Genomic DNA, 20,054 nt, shown 5'->3' with positions numbered 1-20,054 from the left:
ACTGGACTGAAGGCCAACGTGCACGGCTGCCTGCCTCGGCCCGTCGTCGGCGTAATTCGATGGGTCGTGGGCTTCGTAACCCGAACGAGTGGCGTTTCTCGGATGCCGCCTCGGGCTGCCCTATACCCACATCTAGTGCTGAACAAACGCGTGCCGGCCGGTACCGTGCCGGGCATGTGGGAGCAGAACCAGATCAAGCGCACGTTGAGCGCGCCGGCGAACCTGGCGCGGGTGCAGGCGCTGATGCGTGAGGCGCCGGAGTTGCACCGCACGGGGCTTGCGGATCGGGTCTGTGCCACGTTGGATTTTCTCGATGCCCGTGGGCGCGTGCAGCGGGCGGGCTGCTTGAAGGCGCTGCGCGCTTCGGAACGCGCAGGGCAGATGACGCTGCCGCCTGCGCGCAACAGCCCGGGGCGCGGGGGCCAGGGCCGGCGCCTGGGGGTAGCGGTCCGGCACCGGCACGGGGGGACAGGCCGCTGGAACCCGCCGAGGGTCTGGATGCGCAGCTGTGGGCCGAGCACGAGTTCGGGGGTGCGCCCTTGGGGGACCAGCGATTGACGAAACGGCTGGTGGCCAGTGCCCAGCGCCAGGGGGAGGATCCGCTGCGCGCCTTCACCGCAGTGGCCCGCGACGACTGGGCGGCGGTGAAGGGCTACTACCGGCTGATCGACCAGCCGGCCGATTCCGAGGTGACGCCGGGGCACATCCTGGCGCCGCATCGCGCGCGCAGCGCCGGATGCAGGCGCAGGCGACGGTGCTGTGCCTGCAGGATGGCACCGATCTGAACTTCACCACCCGCCCGCAGACGCGCGGCATCGGTGTCATTGGCCGCAACCAAACCGGTGCCGAGAGTCTGGGGCTGCATCTGCACTCGACGCTGGCGGTCAACGCCGACGGACTGCCGCTGGGAGTGCTGCAGGCGCAGTTCGAGGCGCCGCAGCCGCGGGGCGAGGAAGTACCCCCGCAGGAAGAGAAGAAGAGCTTCCGCTGGATCGCCGGTCTGCGCGATACGGCGGCGTTGGCGGCGACCCTCCCCAACACCCGGGTGGTCAGCGTGGCCGACCGGGAGGCCGATGCGTTCGAGCTCTAGGTCGAGCAGCAGCGTCACCCCGAGGTGGAGCTGGTGGTCCGCGCCCAGCACAACCGCCGGCTCGCCGACGGGCGGCGCCTGTTCGAGGTCGCCCGGGCGACGGCGAGCCGCGGATCGGTGCAACTCCAGGTCGACGGCCAGAGTCTGCGCACCAAGACCAGCAAGCGCCCCGCCCGCCTGGGCCGAGCGGCACGGGCCGCGGAACTGGACCTGCGCTACGCCCCGGTCACGGTCCGTGGCCGACCCGCCGATGTCGATCCGCCGGTCACCCTGGAACTGACCGTGGTGCATGCGCTGGAACGGGATCCGCCGAAAGGGGAAAAGCCGCTCGAGTGGTTCGTGCTCACCACCCTGAGCGTCGCCTCGGCCGAACAGGCCGCCGAGATTCTGCGCTGGTATCGCCTGCGCTGGCGCATCGAGGACTGGAACCGGGTGCTGAAATCGGGTTGCAAGATCGACGAGCTCGGCCATCACAGCGTCGAGCGTCTGGAGCGCGCCATCGCGATCCGGCTGGTCATCGCCTGGCGGGTGATGCTGATGACCCTGCTGGGACGGGAGGCCCCGGAGCTGCCACCGGAACTGCTGTTCTCGGACGTCGAATTGCGGGTGCTCGGCGACTACGCCCAGTCCCGGCGCCGGCCTCGCCCCAGCAGCCTCCGGGCAGCTGTCCGCGAAGTCGCCATCCTCGGTGGGTACACCAACCGCAATCACGATCCGCCGCCTGGCCACCAGCTGATGTGGCACGGCTACGCCAAACTCACCACCATGTCCTTCGCCTACACCTTAAGAGATGAAATCGAATGACACTGCCTGGCATTGATTGGTCTGCGCCATTTGTGGGTAAAGGGCAGTACTAGCCGGCGCTCTGCTGCTCTGGTTCGATCCGCCGGACCTGGAACGCCCGGAGCGCTGGGGGCTGGATCTCACGGCCTTGTTCCCGAAGGCCGTCACCCCGCACGAGGTGGTGCGCTACACCAACCAATTCCGCAACGCGCAGGGCATCCCGCCATTGACGGTCAACCCGGCGCTGAACGCCGCGACACTGGCGCGCGCGCAGGACATGAAAACGCACCGCTACTTCGCACATCGCAACCCCGACGCCGGTGAAGGCCCCCGCGATGCGATCAAAGCCGTCGGGCATGTGGCCAAGGTATCCGCCGTAAACATCGCCAGGGGGAACCGGTGATCGGGCCAGTCCCTCGTGCAAGGCTGGATGGACGCCCCGGGCCACCGGGCCAACATCCTGAAGGGGCGTGTCGGGTCTGTGCAGCCTTGCGGAGCCTTGAGCCGACACAACGTCGCCGGCCGGGCGCATGGCGTTGACCGTGTTACCGTGAATAAGCGGCGATGAGGCGAGCAAAGGCCCCCTCCCCCGCAAGCGGGAAAGGGAGATTCTCGTCGTCAGAAGTGGCACAGGGCCATGACTGTTGGCGCCAACAGCTGCGATGCCTTCCGCACCGCCGTCGTCATTCGGTAGGCGCGATCGCAGTCATCTTCGCACGAACGCGCAGCAAGGTTCCGGGCAGCTGTTACACTTTGAAGAAGGCCATTCCACGTGCCCTTCCAGCATGCCCAATCGGACCGCCGATTCCGCTTTCCGCGCGCAATTGCGTCGCCTCCGCGTGTACGTGGCGCTGGCGGCACTGGTGTGGACGCTGTCCTTCGCCGGGCTGAGCGGGTGGATGCTGGACCACTTCCGCTCCAACACGCTGGATCTCGCTTTCCAGGAAGCCCGCGCAAATTTCAACAAGGACCAGGCCTTCCGCTACTGGGGAACACTGCACGGCGGCGTCTACGTGCCGGTTAACGGTTTGATCCAGCCCAACCCGTACCTGGCGCATCTGCCGGAACGCGATATCACGACTCCGTCCGGCCAGGAACTGACCCTGATGAATCCGGCCTACATGCTGCGCCACCTGCACGAAGAGTTCGGCGACCTGTTCGGGGTGCGTGGAAACATCACGAGTCTCGATCCGCTGCGGCCGGAGAACGCCCCGGATGCCTGGGAAGAGGATGCGCTTCGCAGCTTCGAGGAAAATGCGCAGGAGCGGCTTGAAGTAGCTGCCATCGGGGACGAACCGCATCTGCGCTACATGGCGCCGATGCAGGTGGACCACGGCTGCCTGGAATGCCATGCCCATCAGGGCTACGAAGTGGGTGACATCCGTGGCGGCGTATCGGTCGCCGTGCCCCTTACCGACTACCTGGAACGCGAGCGCCAGATTGCCGGCGTCACCGTCTCCGCGTTCGCCGGAGTCTGGCTGCTGGGCCTCGCCGGGCTGGGTCTCGGGGCCCGGCGTCTGAGCCAGGACATCCGCCTGCAACAGGCGGCAGCCGAACATATACGCGAGTTGAACGCCGGCCTGGAGAAGCGCGTACGCGAGCGCACCGTCGAACTGGACGAGGCACGACAGCAGGCCGAGGGCGCCAATCGGGCCAAGAGCGTGTTCCTGGCCAACATGAGCCACGAGTTGCGCACGCCAATGAATGCCATCCTCGGGTTCTCGCGCCTGGCCGCCCAGGGCCCCAATCTGACCACGGAGCAGCGTGAACACCTCGGCCTGGTGGAACGCAACGGCGATCATTTGCTGTCGCTGATCAACGACGTGCTGAACATGGCCAAGATCGAATCCGGGCGCCAGACCGTTGAATCGGGGGCGCTGGACCTCTCACGGAACCTGCACGACGTGCTGGAGATGCTGCGCGCCCGGGCACGGGAAAAGGATCTGGCACTGACGCTGGACGCGGATCCGCAGCTGCCTCGCTTCATCCGCAGCGACTCGCGCAAACTGTGTCAGATCCTGATCAATCTCGTGGGCAACGCGATCAAATACACCGATGTCGGTGCCGTGACCCTTCGCGCCAGCCGGGAGGAGAATCCCGGGGGTGGGGAATGGCTGCGTTTGGTGGTTGAAGATACCGGCCCGGGGATCGACCCCGAGCTTCAGCGACGGGTCTTCGAGCCCTTCGTCCAGGGGGGCGACGCGGGCACGACCGAGGGCACGGGCCTCGGTCTGCCGATTACCCGCCAGTTCGCGGAACTGATGGGGGGCTCGGTCACCCTCGCCAGCACGCCGGGCGGCGGATCCCGCTTCACGGTTCACCTCCCCCTGGAAACCGTCGACGGAGAACCCGAACCCGACGACGCCCCCGCGCGCCGGGTACTGGGCCTGGCACCCGGCCAGCCTGCGTGGCGCATCCTGGTCGCCGATGATTCCGAATCGAACCGGATCCTCCTGCGCCGGTTACTGGAAGGCGCGGGTTTCGACGTGCGCGTCGCGGCCGATGGCGAGGAGGCACTGAAGGTGTTTCGCGAATGGCAGCCGCATCTCGTCTGGATGGACATGCGCATGCCGCGGATCGATGGTTTCGCCGCGAGCCGGGCGATCCGCGAGGCGCCTGGCGGTCAGGACACGGTGATCATCGCACTGACCGCGTCGGCATCGTCGGTGCAGGCACAGGAAGTGCGCGATGCGGGCTGCGTCGACCTCATCAGCAAACCCTTCCGCGATCACGACATCTTCGCCGCGATGGGACGCCACCTGGGCGTCAAATACCGTTACGCTGCCACCAGCGAGCGCGGAGTGGCCCACACCGCCGGCCTGAACAGATATGCCCGGCGGCTGCAGGCACTGGCTCCAGGACAGCTGGAAGCATTGGAACATGCAGTACGCACGGGCGATGTACAGGCACTGGCGGACTGGGTGGAACACATGCGCGGTGAGAGCCCCGAACTGGCCGAGGCGGTCCGCGCCGCAGCATCGGCCTTTCGCTACGACGACATCCTGACCGCGATCGGGAAGGGGCGCAGCGCATGACACCCGTTCAGGATCCCGTGCGACACCCCGATGCCGAGAACGGCATCCTGGTAGTGGACGACAACCCCGACAATCTGCGCCTGATCGTCAATGTCCTGCAGCAGGCCGGCCTCGGGGTGCGCGTGGCGCCGGGCGGACGCCTGGCGTTGGAGTCGGTCGTCGAACGGCGTCCGGCACTGATTCTGCTGGACATCCGGATGCCGGATCTGGACGGGTTCGAGGTGTGCCGGCGCCTGAAAGAGGATCCAGCCACCGCGGACATTCCCGTCATCTTTCTCAGCGCGCTGCGCGAGCCGGAGGACAAGTTGCAGGGATTTGCCGCCGGTGCCGTAGACTACATCACCAAGCCGTTCGTGGCCGAAGAGGTCCTGGTTCGGGTCAAGAGTCATCTGGCGCTGCATGAATCGCACCGGGAACTCGAGGCGCTAGTCGCCGAACGCACGCGTGCCCTGCATACTGTGTCTGCGGGCAACCGGGCGCTGGTGCATGCCGAAAGCGAGGTAGGTCTGCTACAGGGCATGACCGATGCGATCGTGACCAGCGGCGATTACCCTGCCGCTGGAGTCTGGATGGAGGACGGGCGGCATTGTCAGTCGGGCAGCCCCGCGGCGGCGGTCGAGACCGGAACGCTCAACCCGGCCGGCCCCTGCCTGGTCCGTTTCCAGGACCCGCGTCTGCTTGTCCTGGTCCTGCCCCTGCAGAGTGACCGCGGCATGCTGGGCAGCCTGCAAGTCAGCAGCCACACCCAGACGGCATTCGCCGCCACCGAGGACATCGCCCTGCTGGCGGAACTGGCCGGCGATCTCGTCTACGGCCTGCGTACGCAACAATCGCGCACCGCTCTGGAACATTCGCTGGAACGCACCATCGAGGCCATGGCCGCCACCATCGAGGTGCGCGACCCCTACACCGCCGGGCATCAGCAGCGGACCACTCGGATCGCCGACGCCATAGCCGCGGAGCTGGGACTGGACCCGGAACGGCGCAAGGGGCTGCACGTCGCCAGTTCCATCCATGACATCGGCAAGATATCGGTTCCGGTGGAGATCCTGGCCAAGCCGGGCCGCCTGTCCGAACCAGAGTTCGAACTCATCAAGGGGCACGCGGAGTTGGGGTACGAAATCCTCAAGGGCATCGACTTTCCGTGGCCGGTCGCCACCATCGTGCGCCAGCACCATGAACGCCGGGACGGCTCCGGCTATCCCGACGGCCTCCGCGGCGACGCCATCCTGCTGGAATCGCAGATTCTGGCGGTGGCCGATGTGGTCGAGGCCATTCACTCGCACCGTCCGTATCGTCCTGGACTGGGGCTCGAGGTGGCACTCGCAGAATTGCAGGAAAACCGCGGGCGCCTCTATGCCCCGCAGGTGGTGGACGCCTGCCTGCGGCTGGCGGCGGAGGACCGGCTGCCCCTCTAGCAGCCTGTTCCGCATTGCGAAAGCTTCACCCAGCCGCGAAAAGGTCCACCTGATTATCACGCAAGCTCCGCAGGCCGCCCTGTGGTGCACAACGCACTCTCCGCATCAGCCTTGCCCCCGGTAGGAGGCGAGCCCTCTCGCCGATCGGGCGCCGGAAAACCCATCGGCCAGGGACTGGCCTCCTACATCCGCGTCCCCGCAAACGACACGAATCTCACCACCGGCGGAGCTTTCGTGATAATCAGGAAGGTCCATGCATCTTCAAGACGCTGCGTCTCGAACCAGACGGTGCGGCTGCGGGCCATCCGGCTCACTGGACACACAGCCCACGACACGGCATCACGCGAGCGCCCACGAAGCCCCTGGAGGACAGGCGCGCACCGTTGCAGGAGGGGCGACCGCTACCCCGGCGGCGGTTCCGGTGACCCTGCAGCGAGTGGGATTGCCCGGGGCACAGCTCGGCCGATTCGCCGAGGATTCGTGCCAGTCACGAGGGACTATCGTTGCCCGGTCCAGTCCGGCGCAGGGCGGCCGGGAGAGAGAAGGTCACGTGTTCCTCCAGGCCGCGGGCTTCGCTGACCCGTTGTGCGCCCTGGGCGCGCAGGAAGTCGATCAGTTCCCGGACCAGGATTTCGGGTGCCGACGCACCTGCGGTCACACCGATGTGCTGCTTGCCCTGAAGCCACGCTGGCTGCACGTCGGCCGGGCCATCGACCAGATGGGCTTCTACGCCGGCACGGGCGCCGATCTCGCGCAGGCGATTGGAATTGGAACTGTTGCTGGAGCCCACCACCAGCAGCAGATCGCACTGGCGCACGAGCTCCTTGACCGCGTCCTGGCGGTTCTGGGTGGCATAGCAGATGTCCATCTTGCGCGGACCCTCGACCCGCGGGAAGCGCGCGCGCAGCGCGTCGATGACCGTTGCGGTGTCGTCCATCGACAGGGTCGTCTGGCTGACGTAGGCCAGCCGGTCGGGATCGGCGACCTCGAGGCCGGCGACGTCCTCCGGCGATTCGACCAGGTACATCCGCCCACCGTAGGCGGGGTCGAACTGCCCCAGCGTGCCCTCGACCTCCGGATGGCCTGCGTGCCCGATCAGCACCACCTCGCGCCCTTCCCGGGCGTAGCGCGCCACTTCCAGGTGTACCTTGGTCACCAGCGGGCAGGTCGCGTCGAAGACCCGCAGTCCGCGGTGCGCCGCCTCTTCCTGCACGCGCTTCGGAACTCCGTGGGCCGAAAAGATCACGACCTGGCCATCCGGCACCTCGTCGAGTTCGTCGACGAATACCACGCCATCCGCGCGCAGCCGATCGACCACGTGCCGGTTGTGCACCACCTCGTGGCGCACGTACAGCGGCGCACCGAACAGTTCCAGCGCGCGCTCGACGATCTCGATCGCACGTTCCACTCCGGCGCAGAAACCACGAGGATTGGCGAGCAGCACGTCCACCGTCTCAGCCCTCGCCTTCCATTCCGGCATTGTCGAAGTCGGCCGCCGGTTCGACCGAGACGATTTCCACCTCGAAGGTGAAGGGCTGCCCCGCCAGCGGGTGATTGAAATCCACAGTCACACCATCGCCCTCCACCGCCTGTATGCGCCCCGGCACCGCATCGCCGGCCGGGGTGTTGAACTCGTAGATCATGCCGGGCTCGAGCGGCATGTCGGACGGAAACGCGGAGCGGTCGAGCACCTGCACCGCGGCCTTCACCGCGAAGGGGAACACGGTTCCGGGTGCGATCGCAATGTCCTTTCGGGTCCCCGCTTCCAGCCCGATCAGGTGGCGTTCCAGTCCCGGCTCCAGCGTCCCGTCGCCCAGCACGAACTCCAGCGGTTCGTCGCCCGAACTGTCTGCGACGAAACCCTGCTCGAGCACCAGACGGTAGTGCAGCATCACGCGGCTGCCTTCGCCGATGGTAGTCATGACGCGTTTTCCCCACGGTTCGGCCCGCACTGCTCGGTGCACGTGGCGATGATCAGGGAGATGGCACCGACGGTGATCGCAGCGTCGGCCACGTTGAAGGCAGGCCAGTGCAGCCCGGCATAGTGGAAGTCCAGGAAATCCACCACCATGCCCAGACGCAGCCGGTCGACCAGGTTGCCCAGCGCCCCGCCCAGGATCAGCCCCAGCGACGCCATCATCAGCCACGCCTGGCGCGGCAGGCGCCGCAGCCAGACCACGATCAGCACGCCAACACCCAGCGCGATCCCGGAGAGTAGCCAGCGCTGCCAGCCACCGGCCGCGCTCAGGAAACTGAATGCCGCGCCGGGGTTGTAGACCAGCGTCAGGTTGAAGAAGCCGGTGACCTCGATCGGCGCGTACAGCGTCAGCACCCGTTCCGCCCAGAACTTGGTGATCTGGTCGAGCACGAAGACCGTGGCGGCGACGGCCAGGCCTGGCCACAATGCAGTCGCGGGGGACATCAGGCGTACCGCCGCTGTTCGCCCGCCCCGGCCACGTTCTCGACGCAGCGCCCGCACAGTTCGGGATGCTCTGCGTGGCTGCCCACATCCGGCCGGCGATGCCAGCAGCGTACGCATTTCGGGTGTTCGCTCCTGCGCACGCGGATCGCGATCGTGTCCCCACTCGCCAGTGTCACCCGCTCGACGCCCTCGGGCGCCGTTTCGCGCAGCACGCGCGCGTCGGAGGTGATCAGCACGAAGCGCAGTTCGTCGCCGAGGCGCTCCAGGAGCGCGGCCAGATCGTCCGCCGCGTACACGTCGATCTCGGCGTTCAGCGAGCCTCCCAGCCCCTGTTCGTTGCGCGCCACCTCGATCGAACGCGCGACCGCGGTACGCACCTCGAGGATCCGGTCCCAGTCCCGCGCCGAGAACACGGCATCGGCCGCGAGCGACCGCAGGCCGTCGTACCACTGCGCGAACAGCACGCTCTCGGCGCGGTCTCCCGGCAGCAGCGCCCAGATCTCCTCGGCGGTGAAGGTCAGGATCGGCGCGATCCAGCGGGTCAGCGCCTCGGCCACGTGGTACAGCGCGGTCTGGGCGGAGCGCCGCGGCAGGCTCTCCGACGGGGTGGTGTACTGGCGATCCTTGATCACGTCCAGGTAGAAGCTACCCAATTCGACCGAGCAGAAGTGGTGCACCCGCTGGTAGATCTGGTGGAACTGGTAGTCGTCGTAGGCCTGTACCACCTGGTTCTGTACCCGCAGCGCCCGGTCGACGATCCAGCGATCGAGCGGCAGCAGGGCCTCGGCCGGCAGCGCGTCGCGCACGGGCTCGAAACCGTTGAGATTCGCGAGCAGAAAACGCGCGGTGTTGCGGATACGCCGGTAGGCGTCCGAAGTGCGCTCCAGGATGCCGGGGGATATCGCCATCTCCCCGGAAAAGTCAGTGGCGGCGACCCACAGCCGCAGGATGTCGGCCCCCAGCGTGGACACCACCTCCTGCGGCGCGACCACGTTGCCGCGCGACTTCGACATCTTCTCGCCCTTCTCGTCCACGGTGAAGCCGTGGGTCAAGACCGCGCGGTAGGGTGCCTCGCCGTGCATCGCGACGCTGGTCAGCAGACTGGACTGGAACCAGCCGCGGTGCTGATCCGAGCCTTCCAGGTACAGGTCGGCCGGAAACCCGAGTTCCTCGCGCCGGTCGCTGACGGTGAAATGGGTGACCCCGGAATCGAACCAGACGTCCAGGGTGTCCTTCAGTTTCACGTATTCGCCAGCATCGGAACCCAACATCTCCTCCGGCTCGAGCATGAACCACGCCTCGATCCCTCGCTCTTCCACGCGCCGGGCCACCGCTTCGAGGAGTGCCGCGGACTGCGGGTGCGGGCGCCCGGTCTCCCGGTGCACAAACAGCGGCATCGGCACGCCCCAGTTGCGCTGGCGCGAAATGCACCAGTCCGGCCGGTTCTCGACCATGCCGCGGATACGGGCTTCGCCCCACTCGGGTACCCAGCGGGTGGCCCGGATCGCGCGTAGCGCGTCGCGCCGCAGATTGGAACGCTCCATGCTGATGAACCACTGAGGCGTGGCGCGGAAGATGGTCGGGGTCTTGTGCCGCCAGCAGTGCGGGTAGCTGTGATGAAACTTCTCCACCACGATCAGGCTGCCGCGTTCGCGCAGCACGTCGACGACGTGGGCGTTCGCCTGATGCACGTTCTCTCCTGCGAAATAGGGCGTTCCCGGCAGAAAACGGCCGTCCGGACCGACGGGATTCTCTACCGGCAGGCCGTAGCGCTGGCCGATCGCGTAATCGTCCTGACCGTGGCAGGGCGCGGTGTGCACGCAGCCCGTGCCCGCCTCCGTGGTCACGTGGTCGCCGAGGATCACCGGCACCTGGCGTTCCAGGAACGGATGCTGCAGCAGCAGGCCTTCGAGACTGGCCCCCCTCGCGCGGCCGACGACCACCCCTTCGCCCAACTGGTAGCGCTCCCGGCAAGCGTCCAGGAGTTCCTCGGCGAGCAGCAGGCGCTCGCGCTCGAAACGCACCAGCACGTAGGTCAGCGACGGATTCAGCGCCACGGCCTGGTTCGCTGGCAGGGTCCAGGCCGTGGTGGTCCAGATCACCACGCTGACCGGCTCGTCGGAATCGCCATCGAGCTCAACGCGCCGCAGCAGGTCGATCTCGTCGATCACCGGGAAGCGCACGTCGATCGCCAGCGAGATTTTGTCCTCGTACTCGACCTCGGCCTCGGCCAGCGCCGAGCCGCAGTCGACGCACCAGTGCACCGGCTTCTCGCCCATCTGCACATGGTCGCGCGCCATGATCCGGCCCAGGGCCCGGATCGTGTCGGCCTCGACACGGTAGTCCATGGTTAGGTACGGATGGCCCCAGTCGGCGAGCACGCCCAAGCGCTGGAAATCGGCACTCTGGCCGGCAACCTGCTCCGACGCGTACTCGCGGCAGGCGGCGCGGAAGCTGGCCGGATCCACGTCCTTGCCGGCCTTGCCCAGGTTCTGCTCGACTTGCAGTTCGATCGGCAGCCCGTGGCAGTCCCATCCGGGCACGAACGGCGCGTCGTAGCCCGACAGGGTCTTACTCTTAATGATGAAGTCCTTCAAGATCTTGTTCACCGCGTGCCCGACGTGGATGGACCCGTTCGCGTAGGGCGGGCCATCCGCGAGCACGAAGCGCGGGCGGCCGGAACAGTGCTCGCGCAACCGCTGGTAGCGCCGTCCCTCGGTCCACTCGCGCAGCCAGCCCGGTTCGCGCTGCGCCAGTCCAGCGCGCATCGGGAACGGGGTCTCCGGCAGGTTCAGCGTGTGCTTGTAGGGGTTCGGCGGGGGCGGTTTGCGTGCCATGGGTCGATTCCGAAGCGCCGGTCAGACCGGCTGGTGTAGTGAAAGATTCGCGAATACCGCACGGGCGGCCGCGACATCGTGCGCGATTTGGGCTTTCAGCGCGTCCAGCGACTCGAAGCGCTGTTCGCCGCGCAGGTGGGCCAGTGGTTCGAAACGCACCAGCTGGCCATACAGGTCGGGGCTGGCGTCCAGTACGTGCGCTTCCAGGCGCTGTTCGCGGCCCGCGACCGTGGGCCGCCAGCCGATGTTCGTTACCGCGGGCATGCGCTCGCCTCCGCGCGGGCACAGCCATCCCGCGAAAACCCCGCGCAGAGCCAGCGGCTGCGGGCCGAGACGCACGTTGGCGGTTGGGAAGCCGATCACGCGCCCGCGTTTGTCGCCGTGCGAGACCCGACCGCAGATCGCATAGCGGCGCCCGAGCAGCTGGGCCACGGCATCGAAATCGCCAGCCTGCGCGGCTGCGCGTACACGTGTGCTGCTGATGCGCCCCGCGTCGTCGGTCAGCGTCGGCGTCGCCTCCACCGAGAAGCCCATCCCGGTGCCCATGCGCTCGAGCAGCGCATAGTCGCCGGTCCGGCCCTTGCCGAAACGGAAGTCGTCGCCGACCAGCACGTGGCGGGCCGCCAGCGTGTCGTGCAGCACGCGTTCCACGAAGGTTTCGGCCGGCAAGCCGGCCAGGCCGGGGCCGAAGCGCATCAGCCAGACGGCGTCCAGCCCGGTGGTGCGCAGGAAATCGATGCGGTCACGCAGGCGCTGCAGCCTGCCCGGCGCGCGCTCGGGTGCGAAAAACTCCAGCGGCAGTGGTTCGAAGGTGATCAGCACGGTGGGCGCATTCAGCCGCGCACCGGCATCGAGCAACCGGGAAACCACCGCCTGGTGACCGCGATGGAAGCCGTCGAAGTTCCCGATTGTGACCGCCGCGCCGGAATACACCGGCCTGCGGAAGGCCAAGCCGCGCAACAGCCGCATCGCCACTCATCCGCACAAAAGCGAAAGTATACCGCGGGCCCGCCCGGCCACACACCTTCCCCCTGAGACTCAGGGGTTCAAAGCGCGCCCGGCGCGGCCCCGCTGCGACGCCCCCTGGACGCCGTCCCCTGAGTCGGGTGGCCTCCAGGCGGCCATGCGTACCGGCGCGCGGGCGCCGGGGCCCCAGCGTCAGGAATCGCGGAGCAGGAACTGCCGCGGGCGCAGCCCGGCCACGAACAGCACGGCCAGAAAACTGCCTGCCCCCGCAGCGATCAGGCCCGACAACACCAGCCCGCGCTGTGCCGCACCCCAGTCCGACCACTGTCCCCAGCCCGGAGCCGCCAGTGCGAGCACGGCCACCATCACCGCCAGCGCAGCCCACAGCCCGGGCTGGAACCCGGGCAGTGCCGGGCCGGGGCGATAGATTCCCTCGCGCCGCAACCCGCGGTACAGCAGCCCCGCGTTCAGATAGGCCGAAGCGGACGTGGCCAGCGCCAGGCCGGCATGCGCGCCGGGAACGCCGGAGACGTACCAAGGCACAACGAACAGGGCATTGAGCCCCATGTTCGCGAGCATCGCGATCACCGCGATCTTCACCGGCGTCTTCGTGTCCTGGCGCGCGAAGAACCCCGGCGCCAGCACCTTGATCAGGATGAACGCAGGCAGGCCCAGCGCATACGCGGCCAGGGCCATCGCGGCCATGCGGGTATCGTGCTCGGTAAAGGCGCTGTACTGGATCAGCGTCGCAAGGATCGGCACCGCGAGCACGATCAGACCGGCCGCGGCGGGCAGCGCGACCAGCAGCGACAGCCGCAACGCCCAGTCCAGGGTACGCCCGAACGCGGCCCCGTCGGCGCGGGAATGCTCGCCCGACAGCCGCGGCAGGATCACGGTCGCGATCGCGATCCCGAACAGCGCCAGCGGCAGCTCGACGAACCGGTCTCCGAAGTACAGCCAGGAAATCGAGCCCGCGACCAGGAACGACGCGATCACCGTGTCGACCAGCAGGTTGATCTGGACCACCGACGTGCCCAGGATCGCGGGCAGCATCAGCCGCACGATCTTGCGCACGCCGGCGTGTGCACGCCGGAAGCGCGGCCGGGGCAGCAGCCCCGCGCGCACCAGGAACGGCACCTGGAAGGCCAGTTGCAGCACCCCGGCGATGAACACGCCCCAGGCCAGCGCCACCACCGGCTCCGGAAACATCGGCGCGGCCCAGAGCGCCGCCGCGATCAGCGCCAGGTTCAGAAACACCGGCGTGAAGGCCGGCACCGCGAAGCGCCCGATGCTGTTCAGGATCCCGGCGGCCATCGCGGTCAACGAGATGAACAGCAGGTAGGGAAAGGTGATGCGCAGCATCTGCACCGCGAGATCCTGGCGTCCCTCGGCCTGTGCGAGCCCCGGTGCGAACACCCAGATCAGCCAGGGCGCGGCGAGCACTCCGATCAGCGTGACCAGCGCCAGCGCGGCCAGCAGTGCCCCGGCGGTATGATCGAGCAGGTCGCGCAGGGACACGCGCCCGTGCTTCTCCCGGTATTCGGCAAACACCGGCACGAACGCCTGGGAAAATGCCCCCTCGGCGAACAGCCGGCGAAAGAAGTTCGGGATCCGGAATGCGACGAAGAACGCGTCGGTCGCGGCGCCCGCGCCGAAGGTGACGGCCAACACCATGTCGCGCAGGTAGCCGAGGATGCGGGAGATCAGCGTCATCCCGCTGACGATCGCGGTGGAACGGAATATGCGGTTCACGGCGAGCCTGCGTCGCGAAAACCGGCAAGTGTAGGGGACGCCGGCCGCCGGATGAAGGAGACCGGGGCCCTGGCTGGCGTGGATCGCCCCGGCCGCGACCCGCGCCGGGGCGGCCAGGGGCCGGCAGGCAGCCCCCGCCCCGGACTCAGACGTTCATTCGACCTTCACGTAGGCGAAGCCTTCCTCGTTCTGCAACTCGGCAATCCGCACCACGCCCGAGGGGATGAAATCCACCGCCTCGTACACCTCGTCCGAACCCAGGCCGATCGCGCCCTGGGTGATCTCGCAGAGTTCCAGGCGCACGTTGTGCAGGCTGTTCAGCGACAGCAGGCGCCCGCGCAGCGTGGAACGGTCCTCGCGAAGCCGGTCGTCCTCCTCGAACGGAGTCCCCTCCAGCGCGTCGTCGGTTACGAAACGGATCCCGTGCGCCACGAACACGATGCGCACGTCGTAGTCGATGAAGTGGTCGTTGTAGTGCATTACCATGTTGTTGATGCTCGTCAGCATCGACGAGAAGCGCCGGGGATCGGCAAAGTCCGCGTGGTAGACGACGCGCGCCTCGGCCGCGCTCAACGCCTTCGGCGCCGCCGCCAACATCAGGCTGGCCACCACCAGCAGCGCGGCCATGCCCAACCAGCCGGTGGAACGGGCACGCGTTCCGTGATTTCCAGTCTTCATCATCGAATCTCTCCTGTGGATCGTGGGTTCCGCTGCCGGCCTGAACACCGGATGCGACCCGGCGCGGCCAGTGCCGATCGGTGCGGGGCGGCGCAGGCAGCCTGTGCAAGTAGACGCAGCAGCAACGCGTTTCAATCCGCATCGGGCCGACGCGCGGCGATGCCGGGGGCTGGCAACGCCTTGACCGCAGCCGCGCATCGCTGTATTTTCTCGTCCCTTTCCGACGCTCTACACGGCATTCAAGAGGATTCCGCCTTGGCGAACATCGCATCTGCACGCAAGCGCGCCCGACAGGCAGTGAAGAACCGCGCCCACAACATGGCGCTGCGCTCCCGTTTCCGCACCTCGGTCAAGAGTGTGCTGAAGGTCATCCGCTCCGGCGATCCGGAAAGCGCGACCAGCGCCTATCGCCAGGCCGTGCCGGTGATCGATTCCACCGTCAGCAAGGGCCTGATACACCGGAACAAGGCCGCGCGGCACAAGAGTCGGCTGAACGCCCGGATCCGGGAGATGGGCCAGGCCTGATCCAGCGGGCACCGGGCCGCACCCGGTGCCCGCCTCCGACAGAAAGCCCGCCAAGGTCACACCTCGGCGGGCTTTCTGCTGTGCGCGGCCGCGCAGGCATCGGCCGCCCGTACACCGCCGGGCGAGCGATGGAAGCTACAGCAGCACCAGGTTGTCGCGGTGAATCAATTCGGGCTCGGCGACATACCCCAGCACCGACTCGACCAGATCGGCCTTGAGGCCGCGGATGCGCCGGACCTCGTCGGACCCGTAGTTGCAAAGCCCCCGCGCGATCGGCTGGCCCTCGGGGTCGACGCAGGTCACCACCTCGCCGCGGCGGAAAGCGCCCCGCACACCGACCACGCCCACCGGCAGCAGGCTTCGCCCCGATTCGCGCAGCACCCGCGCGGCACCGGCATCCAGCCGCAGTTCGCCGCGCGAGTGCAACTGATCGGCAATCCAGCGCTTGCGCGCGGCCAGCGGCTCGCGGTCCGGCTTCAGCCAGGTACCGATATTTTCGCCGCGCGCCACTCGCGCGACGACCTCCGGTTGGCGTCCGAAGGCGATCACTGTGTGCGTTCCTGAACGGGCCGCCCGTTCGGCCGCCAGCAGCTTGGTGGCCATGCCGCCCCGCCCCAGCCGCCCGAAGGTGCCCGATACATACGCGTGCAGTGCAGGATCCGAGGCCTTGCCTTCGTCGATCAACCGGGCATCCGCGTGGGCGCGGGGATCCCGGTCGAACAGGCCGTGCTGGTCGGTCAGGATCAGCAGCAGATCGGCAACCAGCAGGTTCGCGACCAGCGCGCCGAGGGTATCGTTGTCGCCCAGGCGGATCTCGTCGTTTGCGACGGTGTCGTTCTCGTTCACCACCGGGATCGTGCCAAGCCCGAGCAGAGCCTGGATGGTGCTGCGGGCGTTCAGGTAGCGGGCGCGGTCGGCCAAGTCGTCATGGGTCAGCAGCACCTGCGCCGCGTGCAGCCCGTGGCCGGCAAATTCCCGCTCGTAGGCCTGGATCAGCCCCATCTGGCCGACCGCTGCGGCCGCCTGCAGCAGGTGCAGCGCATGCGGGCGTTCGCGCATGCCGAGGCGGTGCATCCCCTCGGCGACCGCCCCGCTGGACACCAGCACCACCTCGTAGCCCTGCTGCCGCAGCTCGGCGATCTCGCGCGCCCAGCCGGTCAGCGCCACCCGGTCGAGCCCGGTGCCGTCACCGGTGATCAGCGCGCTGCCGATCTTGATCACGACCCGGCGGACCCGGGGGAAGCCGTTACGCATCGCCGCCATCTTCCGCGTCCATGCCTTCCCTGGACCCGGAGCGCTGCTCGATCTCCCGCATGGCTGCCTGTACCAGCGCCGCGACCCCGGTACCGGTGGCCGCAGAGATCTCGAAGATCGGCCGGTCCGGGCCAGTCTTCGCAGCCGCCCGCTCCCGCAGCGCAGACACGGCGTCGGCATCAAGCAGGTCGACCTTGTTCAGCACCAGCCAACGCGGCAGCCGGGCCAGTTCGGCGCTGTATTGCTCCAGTTCGGCGACCACGGTCTCCACCGCTTCCAGCGGATCCAGATCGGGGTCGGGGGGCGCGACGTCGACCAGGTGCAGCAGCAGCCGGGTACGCCCCAGGTGCTTCAGGAACCGGATGCCAAGCCCCGCGCCCTCGGCCGCACCCTCGATCAGTCCGGGGATGTCCGCCATCACGAAGCTCTGCGTCGGCCCCACGCGGACCACGCCGAGCTGTGGATGCAGGGTGGTGAACGGGTAGTCCGCAATCTTCGGTTCGGCGGCCGAGACCTGCTTGAGCAGCGTCGACTTGCCCGCGTTGGGCAGGCCCAGCAGGCCGACGTCGGCGAGCACCTTGAGCTCGAGTTTGAGACTGCGCAGATCGCCCGGGGTGCCGGGCTTGCTCTGCCGCGGCGTCCGGTTGGTCGAGCTCTTGTAGCGGGTGTTGCCCAGACCGTGGAACCCGCCCTGCGCGACCAGCAGCCGCTGGCCCGGGCGCGTCACGTCGCCGATCAGCTCGCCGGTTTCCGCATCGAAGACCTGCGTGCCAACCGGCACCGGCACCTCGAGGTCCGTGCCCGAACGCCCGGTGCGGTTGCGCCCATGACCGTTCTCGCCGCGCTCGGCCTCGAACCGGCGCTGGAACCGGAAGTCCGCGAGCGTGTTCAGCCCGGAATCTCCAACCAGCCAGACACTCCCGCCGTCGCCGCCATCACCGCCGTCCGGACCGCCGAAGGGGATGTACTTCTCCCGGCGGAAGCTGACACAGCCGTTGCCTCCGTCGCCGGCCTTCACCGTGATCGTTGCTTCGTCGATGAATTTCATGGCGGCGCGTCTCCGTTGGACCCGTTCCCAAACCGAAAAAGCCCCGAAGATCGGGGCTTTGCGGGAGCGGCGATGCCAGCACTTACTGCTGCGGCTGTACGCTCACATAGCGCCGGTTGCGCGGGCCACCAACCTTGAATACCACCTCGCCGTCGGCCTTCGCGAAAAGGGTGTGATCCTTGCCGCATCCCACGTTCTCGCCCGCATGGAACTGCGTTCCCCGCTGGCGGACCAGGATGTTGCCGGCCCGGACCTGCTGGCCGCCAAAGCGCTTCACGCCCAGGCGCTTGCTCTCGGAATCGCGGCCGTTACGGGTGCTGCCGCCTGCCTTCTTGTGTGCCATCTTTGTTTCTCCTTACCCGGCAATGCCGGTGATGCGCACGGCCGTGTAGTACTGGCGGTGCCCCATCTGCTTGCGATGATGCTTGCGGCGGCGGAACTTGATGATGTGCACCTTGTCTCCGCGCCCGTGAGATTCCACGGTGGCGGTGACCTTGCCGCCATCGACCAGCGGAGCCCCGACACGCACGTCCTCGCCCTCGCCGACCATCAGAACCCGGTCGAAATCGACGGTCGACCCGACGTCGGCCTCGAGCTTCTCGATCCGGATCAGGTCGCCTTCGGCCACCCGATACTGCTTTCCACCCGTTGCGATGATCGCGTACATGATGCTCAGACTCCGTTGGCGCTACTGCTCTCGCGAAAGGGGCGGAATACTAGCAACGGATCACCCCGCGGTCAACGCCGAATCCGCTCCCCGGCAGCGCGGCGGACCACCGAGCAGCCGCAGGGCCGCTTGACACCCCTGAAAGCCGTTTCTAGCATGCAATCGCCCTCACCACCGGCTTTCAGCCTGCAACATGTCCACTAGCGTCATTCCAACCATCGCTGCAGACGACATGCAGGCGGTCGACCAGTGCATCCGCGAGCGCCTTGCCTCGCCGGTGGCGCTGATCAATCAGCTCTCGCACTATATCATCCGCAGCGGCGGCAAGCGCCTGCGGCCACTGCTCGCGGTGCTCGCTGCCCGTGCCTGCGGCTACCAGGGGCCGCACCACGTCACCCTGGCCGCCGTGGTGGAGTTCATCCATACCGCGACCCTGCTGCACGACGACGTGGTCGATGCCTCGGAATTGCGCCGGGGCCAGGAAACGGCCAACCAGCTGTTCGGCAACGAGGCGGCGGTACTCGTCGGCGACTTCCTGTACTCGCGCGCGTTCGAAATGATGGTCGACGTCGGCTCGATGCGGGTGATGGAGATCCTCGCGCATGCGACCAATGTGATCGCCGAGGGCGAGGTGATGCAGCTGATGAACTGCCACGATGCCGACGTCGATGAAGCGCGCTACATGGAAGTCATCCGCTCCAAGACCGCGAAGCTGTTCGAGGCGGCGTGCCAGATGGGGGCCGTACTCGCCGAAATGCCGAACGCGGAAGAGCAGGCGCTGGCCCACTACGGAATGCACCTCGGCACCGCGTTCCAGCTGATCGACGACGTGCTCGACTACTCCGCCGACAGCGAGGTCACCGGCAAGCGGATGGGCGACGACCTCGCCGAGGGCAAACCCACGCTGCCCCTGATCCAGGCGCTGCGCATCGCGTCGCCCGAGGGCCAAACCCTGATCCGTGGCGCGATCGAGTCGGGCGGCCGGGATCATGTCGACGAGATCCTCGCGATCGTCCGCGACAGCGGCGCGCTCGACTATGCCAGAGCACGGGCCGAGGCCGAGGCATCGGCGGCGATCGCCGCTCTCGAACTCCTGCCGCCCTCGCCGCACCGCGACGTGCTGACGCATCTCGCGCGCTTCGCGGTGGAACGCGATCACTGAATCGCGAATTACCCGGGGCATGGACAGCGGCGAAAGTTCCATGCAGAATATGCGGCTCGGTTCGGAGTGTAGCTCAGCCTGGTAGAGCACTGCCTTCGGGAGGCAGGGGTCGAAGGTTCGAATCCTTTCACTCCGACCAATTGAATCAAGAACATAGGCTCGGGCATCCGGGCCTTGTTCGTTCTGGGGGTGTCAACAGCCCTCCGTATCGAGTGTCCGCTCGCGGTCGGGCATTGGGCGTGCAGGGATGGCGGCACTACTGTCAACGTTCAACGTTCCGAACACGGGTTGCCATTGGCTCGGGGCCCGCCCCACGCGAACGGGGTAATCCGCACCGGCACCATCCGTGGATGGCAAGGTCGCGTCCGGGCAACCTAGATCAGACCGGCTCCGATTCGCCTACGAACGCGACTGGCG

At 67.6% G+C, this 20,054-nt stretch carries 20 protein-coding genes and 1 tRNA gene; 10 read left to right on the top strand and 11 right to left on the bottom strand.

All coding sequences use genetic code 11. The features are described 5' to 3' along the window. The first annotated feature begins 174 nt into the window (after positions 1 to 174). From TVNIR_RS20325 to TVNIR_RS00815, 7 genes are all read left to right on the top strand, one after another. Positions 175 to 558: a hypothetical protein gene (locus tag TVNIR_RS20325; protein ID WP_237251696.1), complete on the top strand. Its 384-nt coding sequence runs from the start codon at positions 175 to 177 to the stop codon at positions 556 to 558. Then, positions 555 to 785: a transposase DNA-binding-containing protein gene (locus TVNIR_RS20320; protein ID WP_043738983.1), complete on the top strand. Its 231-nt coding sequence runs from the start codon at positions 555 to 557 to the stop codon at positions 783 to 785. The genes TVNIR_RS20325 and TVNIR_RS20320 overlap by 4 nt, the downstream gene beginning before the upstream one ends. Beyond that, a complete protein-coding gene (locus tag TVNIR_RS20315; protein WP_237251695.1) occupies positions 737 to 1,090 on the top strand; it encodes a hypothetical protein in 354 nt (117 codons plus the stop codon). The genes TVNIR_RS20320 and TVNIR_RS20315 overlap by 49 nt, the downstream gene beginning before the upstream one ends. Before the next feature lie 33 nt (positions 1,091 to 1,123). Next, positions 1,124 to 1,894, top strand: a complete 771-nt coding sequence (locus TVNIR_RS20310) for an IS4 family transposase (protein WP_237251694.1) — start codon at positions 1,124 to 1,126, stop codon at positions 1,892 to 1,894. A gap of 127 nt (positions 1,895 to 2,021) precedes the next feature. After that, the gene (locus TVNIR_RS00825) at positions 2,022 to 2,276 is read left to right on the top strand and encodes a CAP domain-containing protein (protein ID WP_015257045.1); all 255 of its coding nucleotides are present in this window, start codon (positions 2,022 to 2,024) and stop codon (positions 2,274 to 2,276) included. Positions 2,277 to 2,658: 382 nt separating this feature from the next. Beyond that, positions 2,659 to 4,908: an ATP-binding protein gene (locus TVNIR_RS00820; protein ID WP_043738982.1), complete on the top strand. Its 2,250-nt coding sequence runs from the start codon at positions 2,659 to 2,661 to the stop codon at positions 4,906 to 4,908. Further along, positions 4,905 to 6,326 (top strand): HD domain-containing phosphohydrolase, encoded by a 1,422-nt coding sequence (locus tag TVNIR_RS00815; RefSeq protein ID WP_015257043.1) that lies wholly within the window; start codon positions 4,905 to 4,907, stop codon positions 6,324 to 6,326. Before TVNIR_RS00820 ends, TVNIR_RS00815 begins: the two co-directional genes overlap by 4 nt. A gap of 487 nt (positions 6,327 to 6,813) precedes the next feature. Here TVNIR_RS00815 and ispH read toward each other — a convergent pair whose 3' ends face one another. From ispH to TVNIR_RS00780, 7 genes are all read right to left on the bottom strand, one after another. Beyond that, positions 6,814 to 7,806: a 4-hydroxy-3-methylbut-2-enyl diphosphate reductase gene (gene ispH / locus TVNIR_RS00810; protein WP_043738980.1), complete on the bottom strand. Its 993-nt coding sequence runs from the start codon at positions 7,804 to 7,806 to the stop codon at positions 6,814 to 6,816. After that, the gene (locus tag TVNIR_RS00805) at positions 7,781 to 8,248 is read right to left on the bottom strand and encodes an FKBP-type peptidyl-prolyl cis-trans isomerase (protein ID WP_015257040.1); all 468 of its coding nucleotides are present in this window, start codon (positions 8,246 to 8,248) and stop codon (positions 7,781 to 7,783) included. The genes ispH and TVNIR_RS00805 overlap by 26 nt, the downstream gene beginning before the upstream one ends. Beyond that, a complete protein-coding gene (gene lspA / locus TVNIR_RS00800; RefSeq protein ID WP_015257039.1) occupies positions 8,245 to 8,748 on the bottom strand; it encodes a signal peptidase II in 504 nt (167 codons plus the stop codon). Before lspA ends, TVNIR_RS00805 begins: the two co-directional genes overlap by 4 nt. Further along, positions 8,748 to 11,585, bottom strand: a complete 2,838-nt coding sequence (gene ileS, locus TVNIR_RS00795) for an isoleucine--tRNA ligase (protein ID WP_015257038.1) — start codon at positions 11,583 to 11,585, stop codon at positions 8,748 to 8,750. The genes lspA and ileS overlap by 1 nt, the downstream gene beginning before the upstream one ends. 21 nt (positions 11,586 to 11,606) lie before the next feature. Next, positions 11,607 to 12,554: a bifunctional riboflavin kinase/FAD synthetase gene (gene ribF / locus TVNIR_RS00790; protein WP_015257037.1), complete on the bottom strand. Its 948-nt coding sequence runs from the start codon at positions 12,552 to 12,554 to the stop codon at positions 11,607 to 11,609. Positions 12,555 to 12,743: 189 nt separating this feature from the next. Next, positions 12,744 to 14,303 carry a murein biosynthesis integral membrane protein MurJ gene (murJ, locus tag TVNIR_RS00785; RefSeq protein WP_015257036.1) on the bottom strand — a complete coding sequence of 520 codons (1,560 nt, stop codon included), beginning with the start codon at positions 14,301 to 14,303 and terminating at the stop codon, positions 12,744 to 12,746. A 153-nt stretch (positions 14,304 to 14,456) separates the two neighbouring features. Then, positions 14,457 to 14,984 carry a DsrE family protein gene (locus tag TVNIR_RS00780; protein WP_015257035.1) on the bottom strand — a complete coding sequence of 176 codons (528 nt, stop codon included), beginning with the start codon at positions 14,982 to 14,984 and terminating at the stop codon, positions 14,457 to 14,459. A 252-nt stretch (positions 14,985 to 15,236) separates the two neighbouring features. Between TVNIR_RS00780 and rpsT the strand changes: the two genes are divergently transcribed. Continuing rightward, positions 15,237 to 15,506, top strand: coding sequence for a 30S ribosomal protein S20 (gene rpsT / locus TVNIR_RS00775; RefSeq protein WP_015257034.1), 270 nt, complete (start codon positions 15,237 to 15,239; stop codon positions 15,504 to 15,506). 135 nt (positions 15,507 to 15,641) lie between these two features. On the opposite strand, the gene proB is transcribed toward rpsT, so the two are convergent. The 4 genes from proB to rplU form a co-directional block, all read right to left on the bottom strand. Then, the gene (gene proB / locus TVNIR_RS00770) at positions 15,642 to 16,769 is read right to left on the bottom strand and encodes a glutamate 5-kinase (protein ID WP_043738977.1); all 1,128 of its coding nucleotides are present in this window, start codon (positions 16,767 to 16,769) and stop codon (positions 15,642 to 15,644) included. Next, positions 16,753 to 17,808 (bottom strand): Obg family GTPase CgtA, encoded by a 1,056-nt coding sequence (gene cgtA, locus TVNIR_RS00765; RefSeq protein WP_015257032.1) that lies wholly within the window; start codon positions 17,806 to 17,808, stop codon positions 16,753 to 16,755. The genes proB and cgtA overlap by 17 nt, the downstream gene beginning before the upstream one ends. 82 nt (positions 17,809 to 17,890) lie before the next feature. Then, a complete protein-coding gene (gene rpmA, locus TVNIR_RS00760; RefSeq protein WP_006746407.1) occupies positions 17,891 to 18,151 on the bottom strand; it encodes a 50S ribosomal protein L27 in 261 nt (86 codons plus the stop codon). Positions 18,152 to 18,163: 12 nt separating this feature from the next. After that, entirely contained in the window at positions 18,164 to 18,475 is a 312-nt protein-coding gene (gene rplU, locus TVNIR_RS00755; RefSeq protein WP_015257031.1) for a 50S ribosomal protein L21, read from the bottom strand. Positions 18,476 to 18,668: 193 nt separating this feature from the next. Here rplU and ispB point away from each other — a divergent pair, with 193 nt between their 5' ends. Together ispB and TVNIR_RS00745 are read left to right on the top strand one after the other, a co-directional pair. Then, a complete protein-coding gene (gene ispB, locus TVNIR_RS00750; protein ID WP_043738974.1) occupies positions 18,669 to 19,637 on the top strand; it encodes an octaprenyl diphosphate synthase in 969 nt (322 codons plus the stop codon). A 62-nt stretch (positions 19,638 to 19,699) separates the two neighbouring features. Further along, positions 19,700 to 19,776: transfer RNA gene (locus tag TVNIR_RS00745), tRNA-Pro, on the top strand. Positions 19,777 to 20,054 lie beyond the last annotated feature (278 nt).

Source organism: Thioalkalivibrio nitratireducens DSM 14787 (assembly GCF_000321415.2).
In the GTDB taxonomy this organism is placed as follows: Bacteria; Pseudomonadota; Gammaproteobacteria; order Ectothiorhodospirales; family Ectothiorhodospiraceae; genus Thioalkalivibrio; species Thioalkalivibrio nitratireducens.
This window is presented reverse-complemented; position numbering and strand designations above follow the sequence as displayed.

What these genes read in the sequence shown, in the direction of transcription:
- TVNIR_RS00815 (WP_015257043.1), top strand. Translation starts at nt 4,905, where the DNA reads ATGACACCCGTTCAGGATCCCGTGCGACACCCCGATGCCGAGAACGGC.
- rpmA (WP_006746407.1), bottom strand. Translation starts at nt 18,151, where the DNA reads ATGGCACACAAGAAGGCAGGCGGCAGCACCCGTAACGGCCGCGATTCC.
- cgtA (WP_015257032.1), bottom strand. Translation starts at nt 17,808, where the DNA reads ATGAAATTCATCGACGAAGCAACGATCACGGTGAAGGCCGGCGACGGA.
- ispB (WP_043738974.1), top strand. Translation starts at nt 18,669, where the DNA reads ATGTCCACTAGCGTCATTCCAACCATCGCTGCAGACGACATGCAGGCG.
- rplU (WP_015257031.1), bottom strand. Translation starts at nt 18,475, where the DNA reads ATGTACGCGATCATCGCAACGGGTGGAAAGCAGTATCGGGTGGCCGAA.
- TVNIR_RS00820 (WP_043738982.1), top strand. Translation starts at nt 2,659, where the DNA reads ATGCCCAATCGGACCGCCGATTCCGCTTTCCGCGCGCAATTGCGTCGC.
- proB (WP_043738977.1), bottom strand. Translation starts at nt 16,769, where the DNA reads ATGGCGGCGATGCGTAACGGCTTCCCCCGGGTCCGCCGGGTCGTGATC.
- TVNIR_RS00780 (WP_015257035.1), bottom strand. Translation starts at nt 14,984, where the DNA reads ATGATGAAGACTGGAAATCACGGAACGCGTGCCCGTTCCACCGGCTGG.
- TVNIR_RS20325 (WP_237251696.1), top strand. Translation starts at nt 175, where the DNA reads ATGTGGGAGCAGAACCAGATCAAGCGCACGTTGAGCGCGCCGGCGAAC.
- ribF (WP_015257037.1), bottom strand. Translation starts at nt 12,554, where the DNA reads ATGCGGCTGTTGCGCGGCTTGGCCTTCCGCAGGCCGGTGTATTCCGGC.
- ispH (WP_043738980.1), bottom strand. Translation starts at nt 7,806, where the DNA reads ATGCCGGAATGGAAGGCGAGGGCTGAGACGGTGGACGTGCTGCTCGCC.
- TVNIR_RS00805 (WP_015257040.1), bottom strand. Translation starts at nt 8,248, where the DNA reads ATGACTACCATCGGCGAAGGCAGCCGCGTGATGCTGCACTACCGTCTG.
- lspA (WP_015257039.1), bottom strand. Translation starts at nt 8,748, where the DNA reads ATGTCCCCCGCGACTGCATTGTGGCCAGGCCTGGCCGTCGCCGCCACG.
- TVNIR_RS20315 (WP_237251695.1), top strand. Translation starts at nt 737, where the DNA reads ATGCAGGCGCAGGCGACGGTGCTGTGCCTGCAGGATGGCACCGATCTG.
- ileS (WP_015257038.1), bottom strand. Translation starts at nt 11,585, where the DNA reads ATGGCACGCAAACCGCCCCCGCCGAACCCCTACAAGCACACGCTGAAC.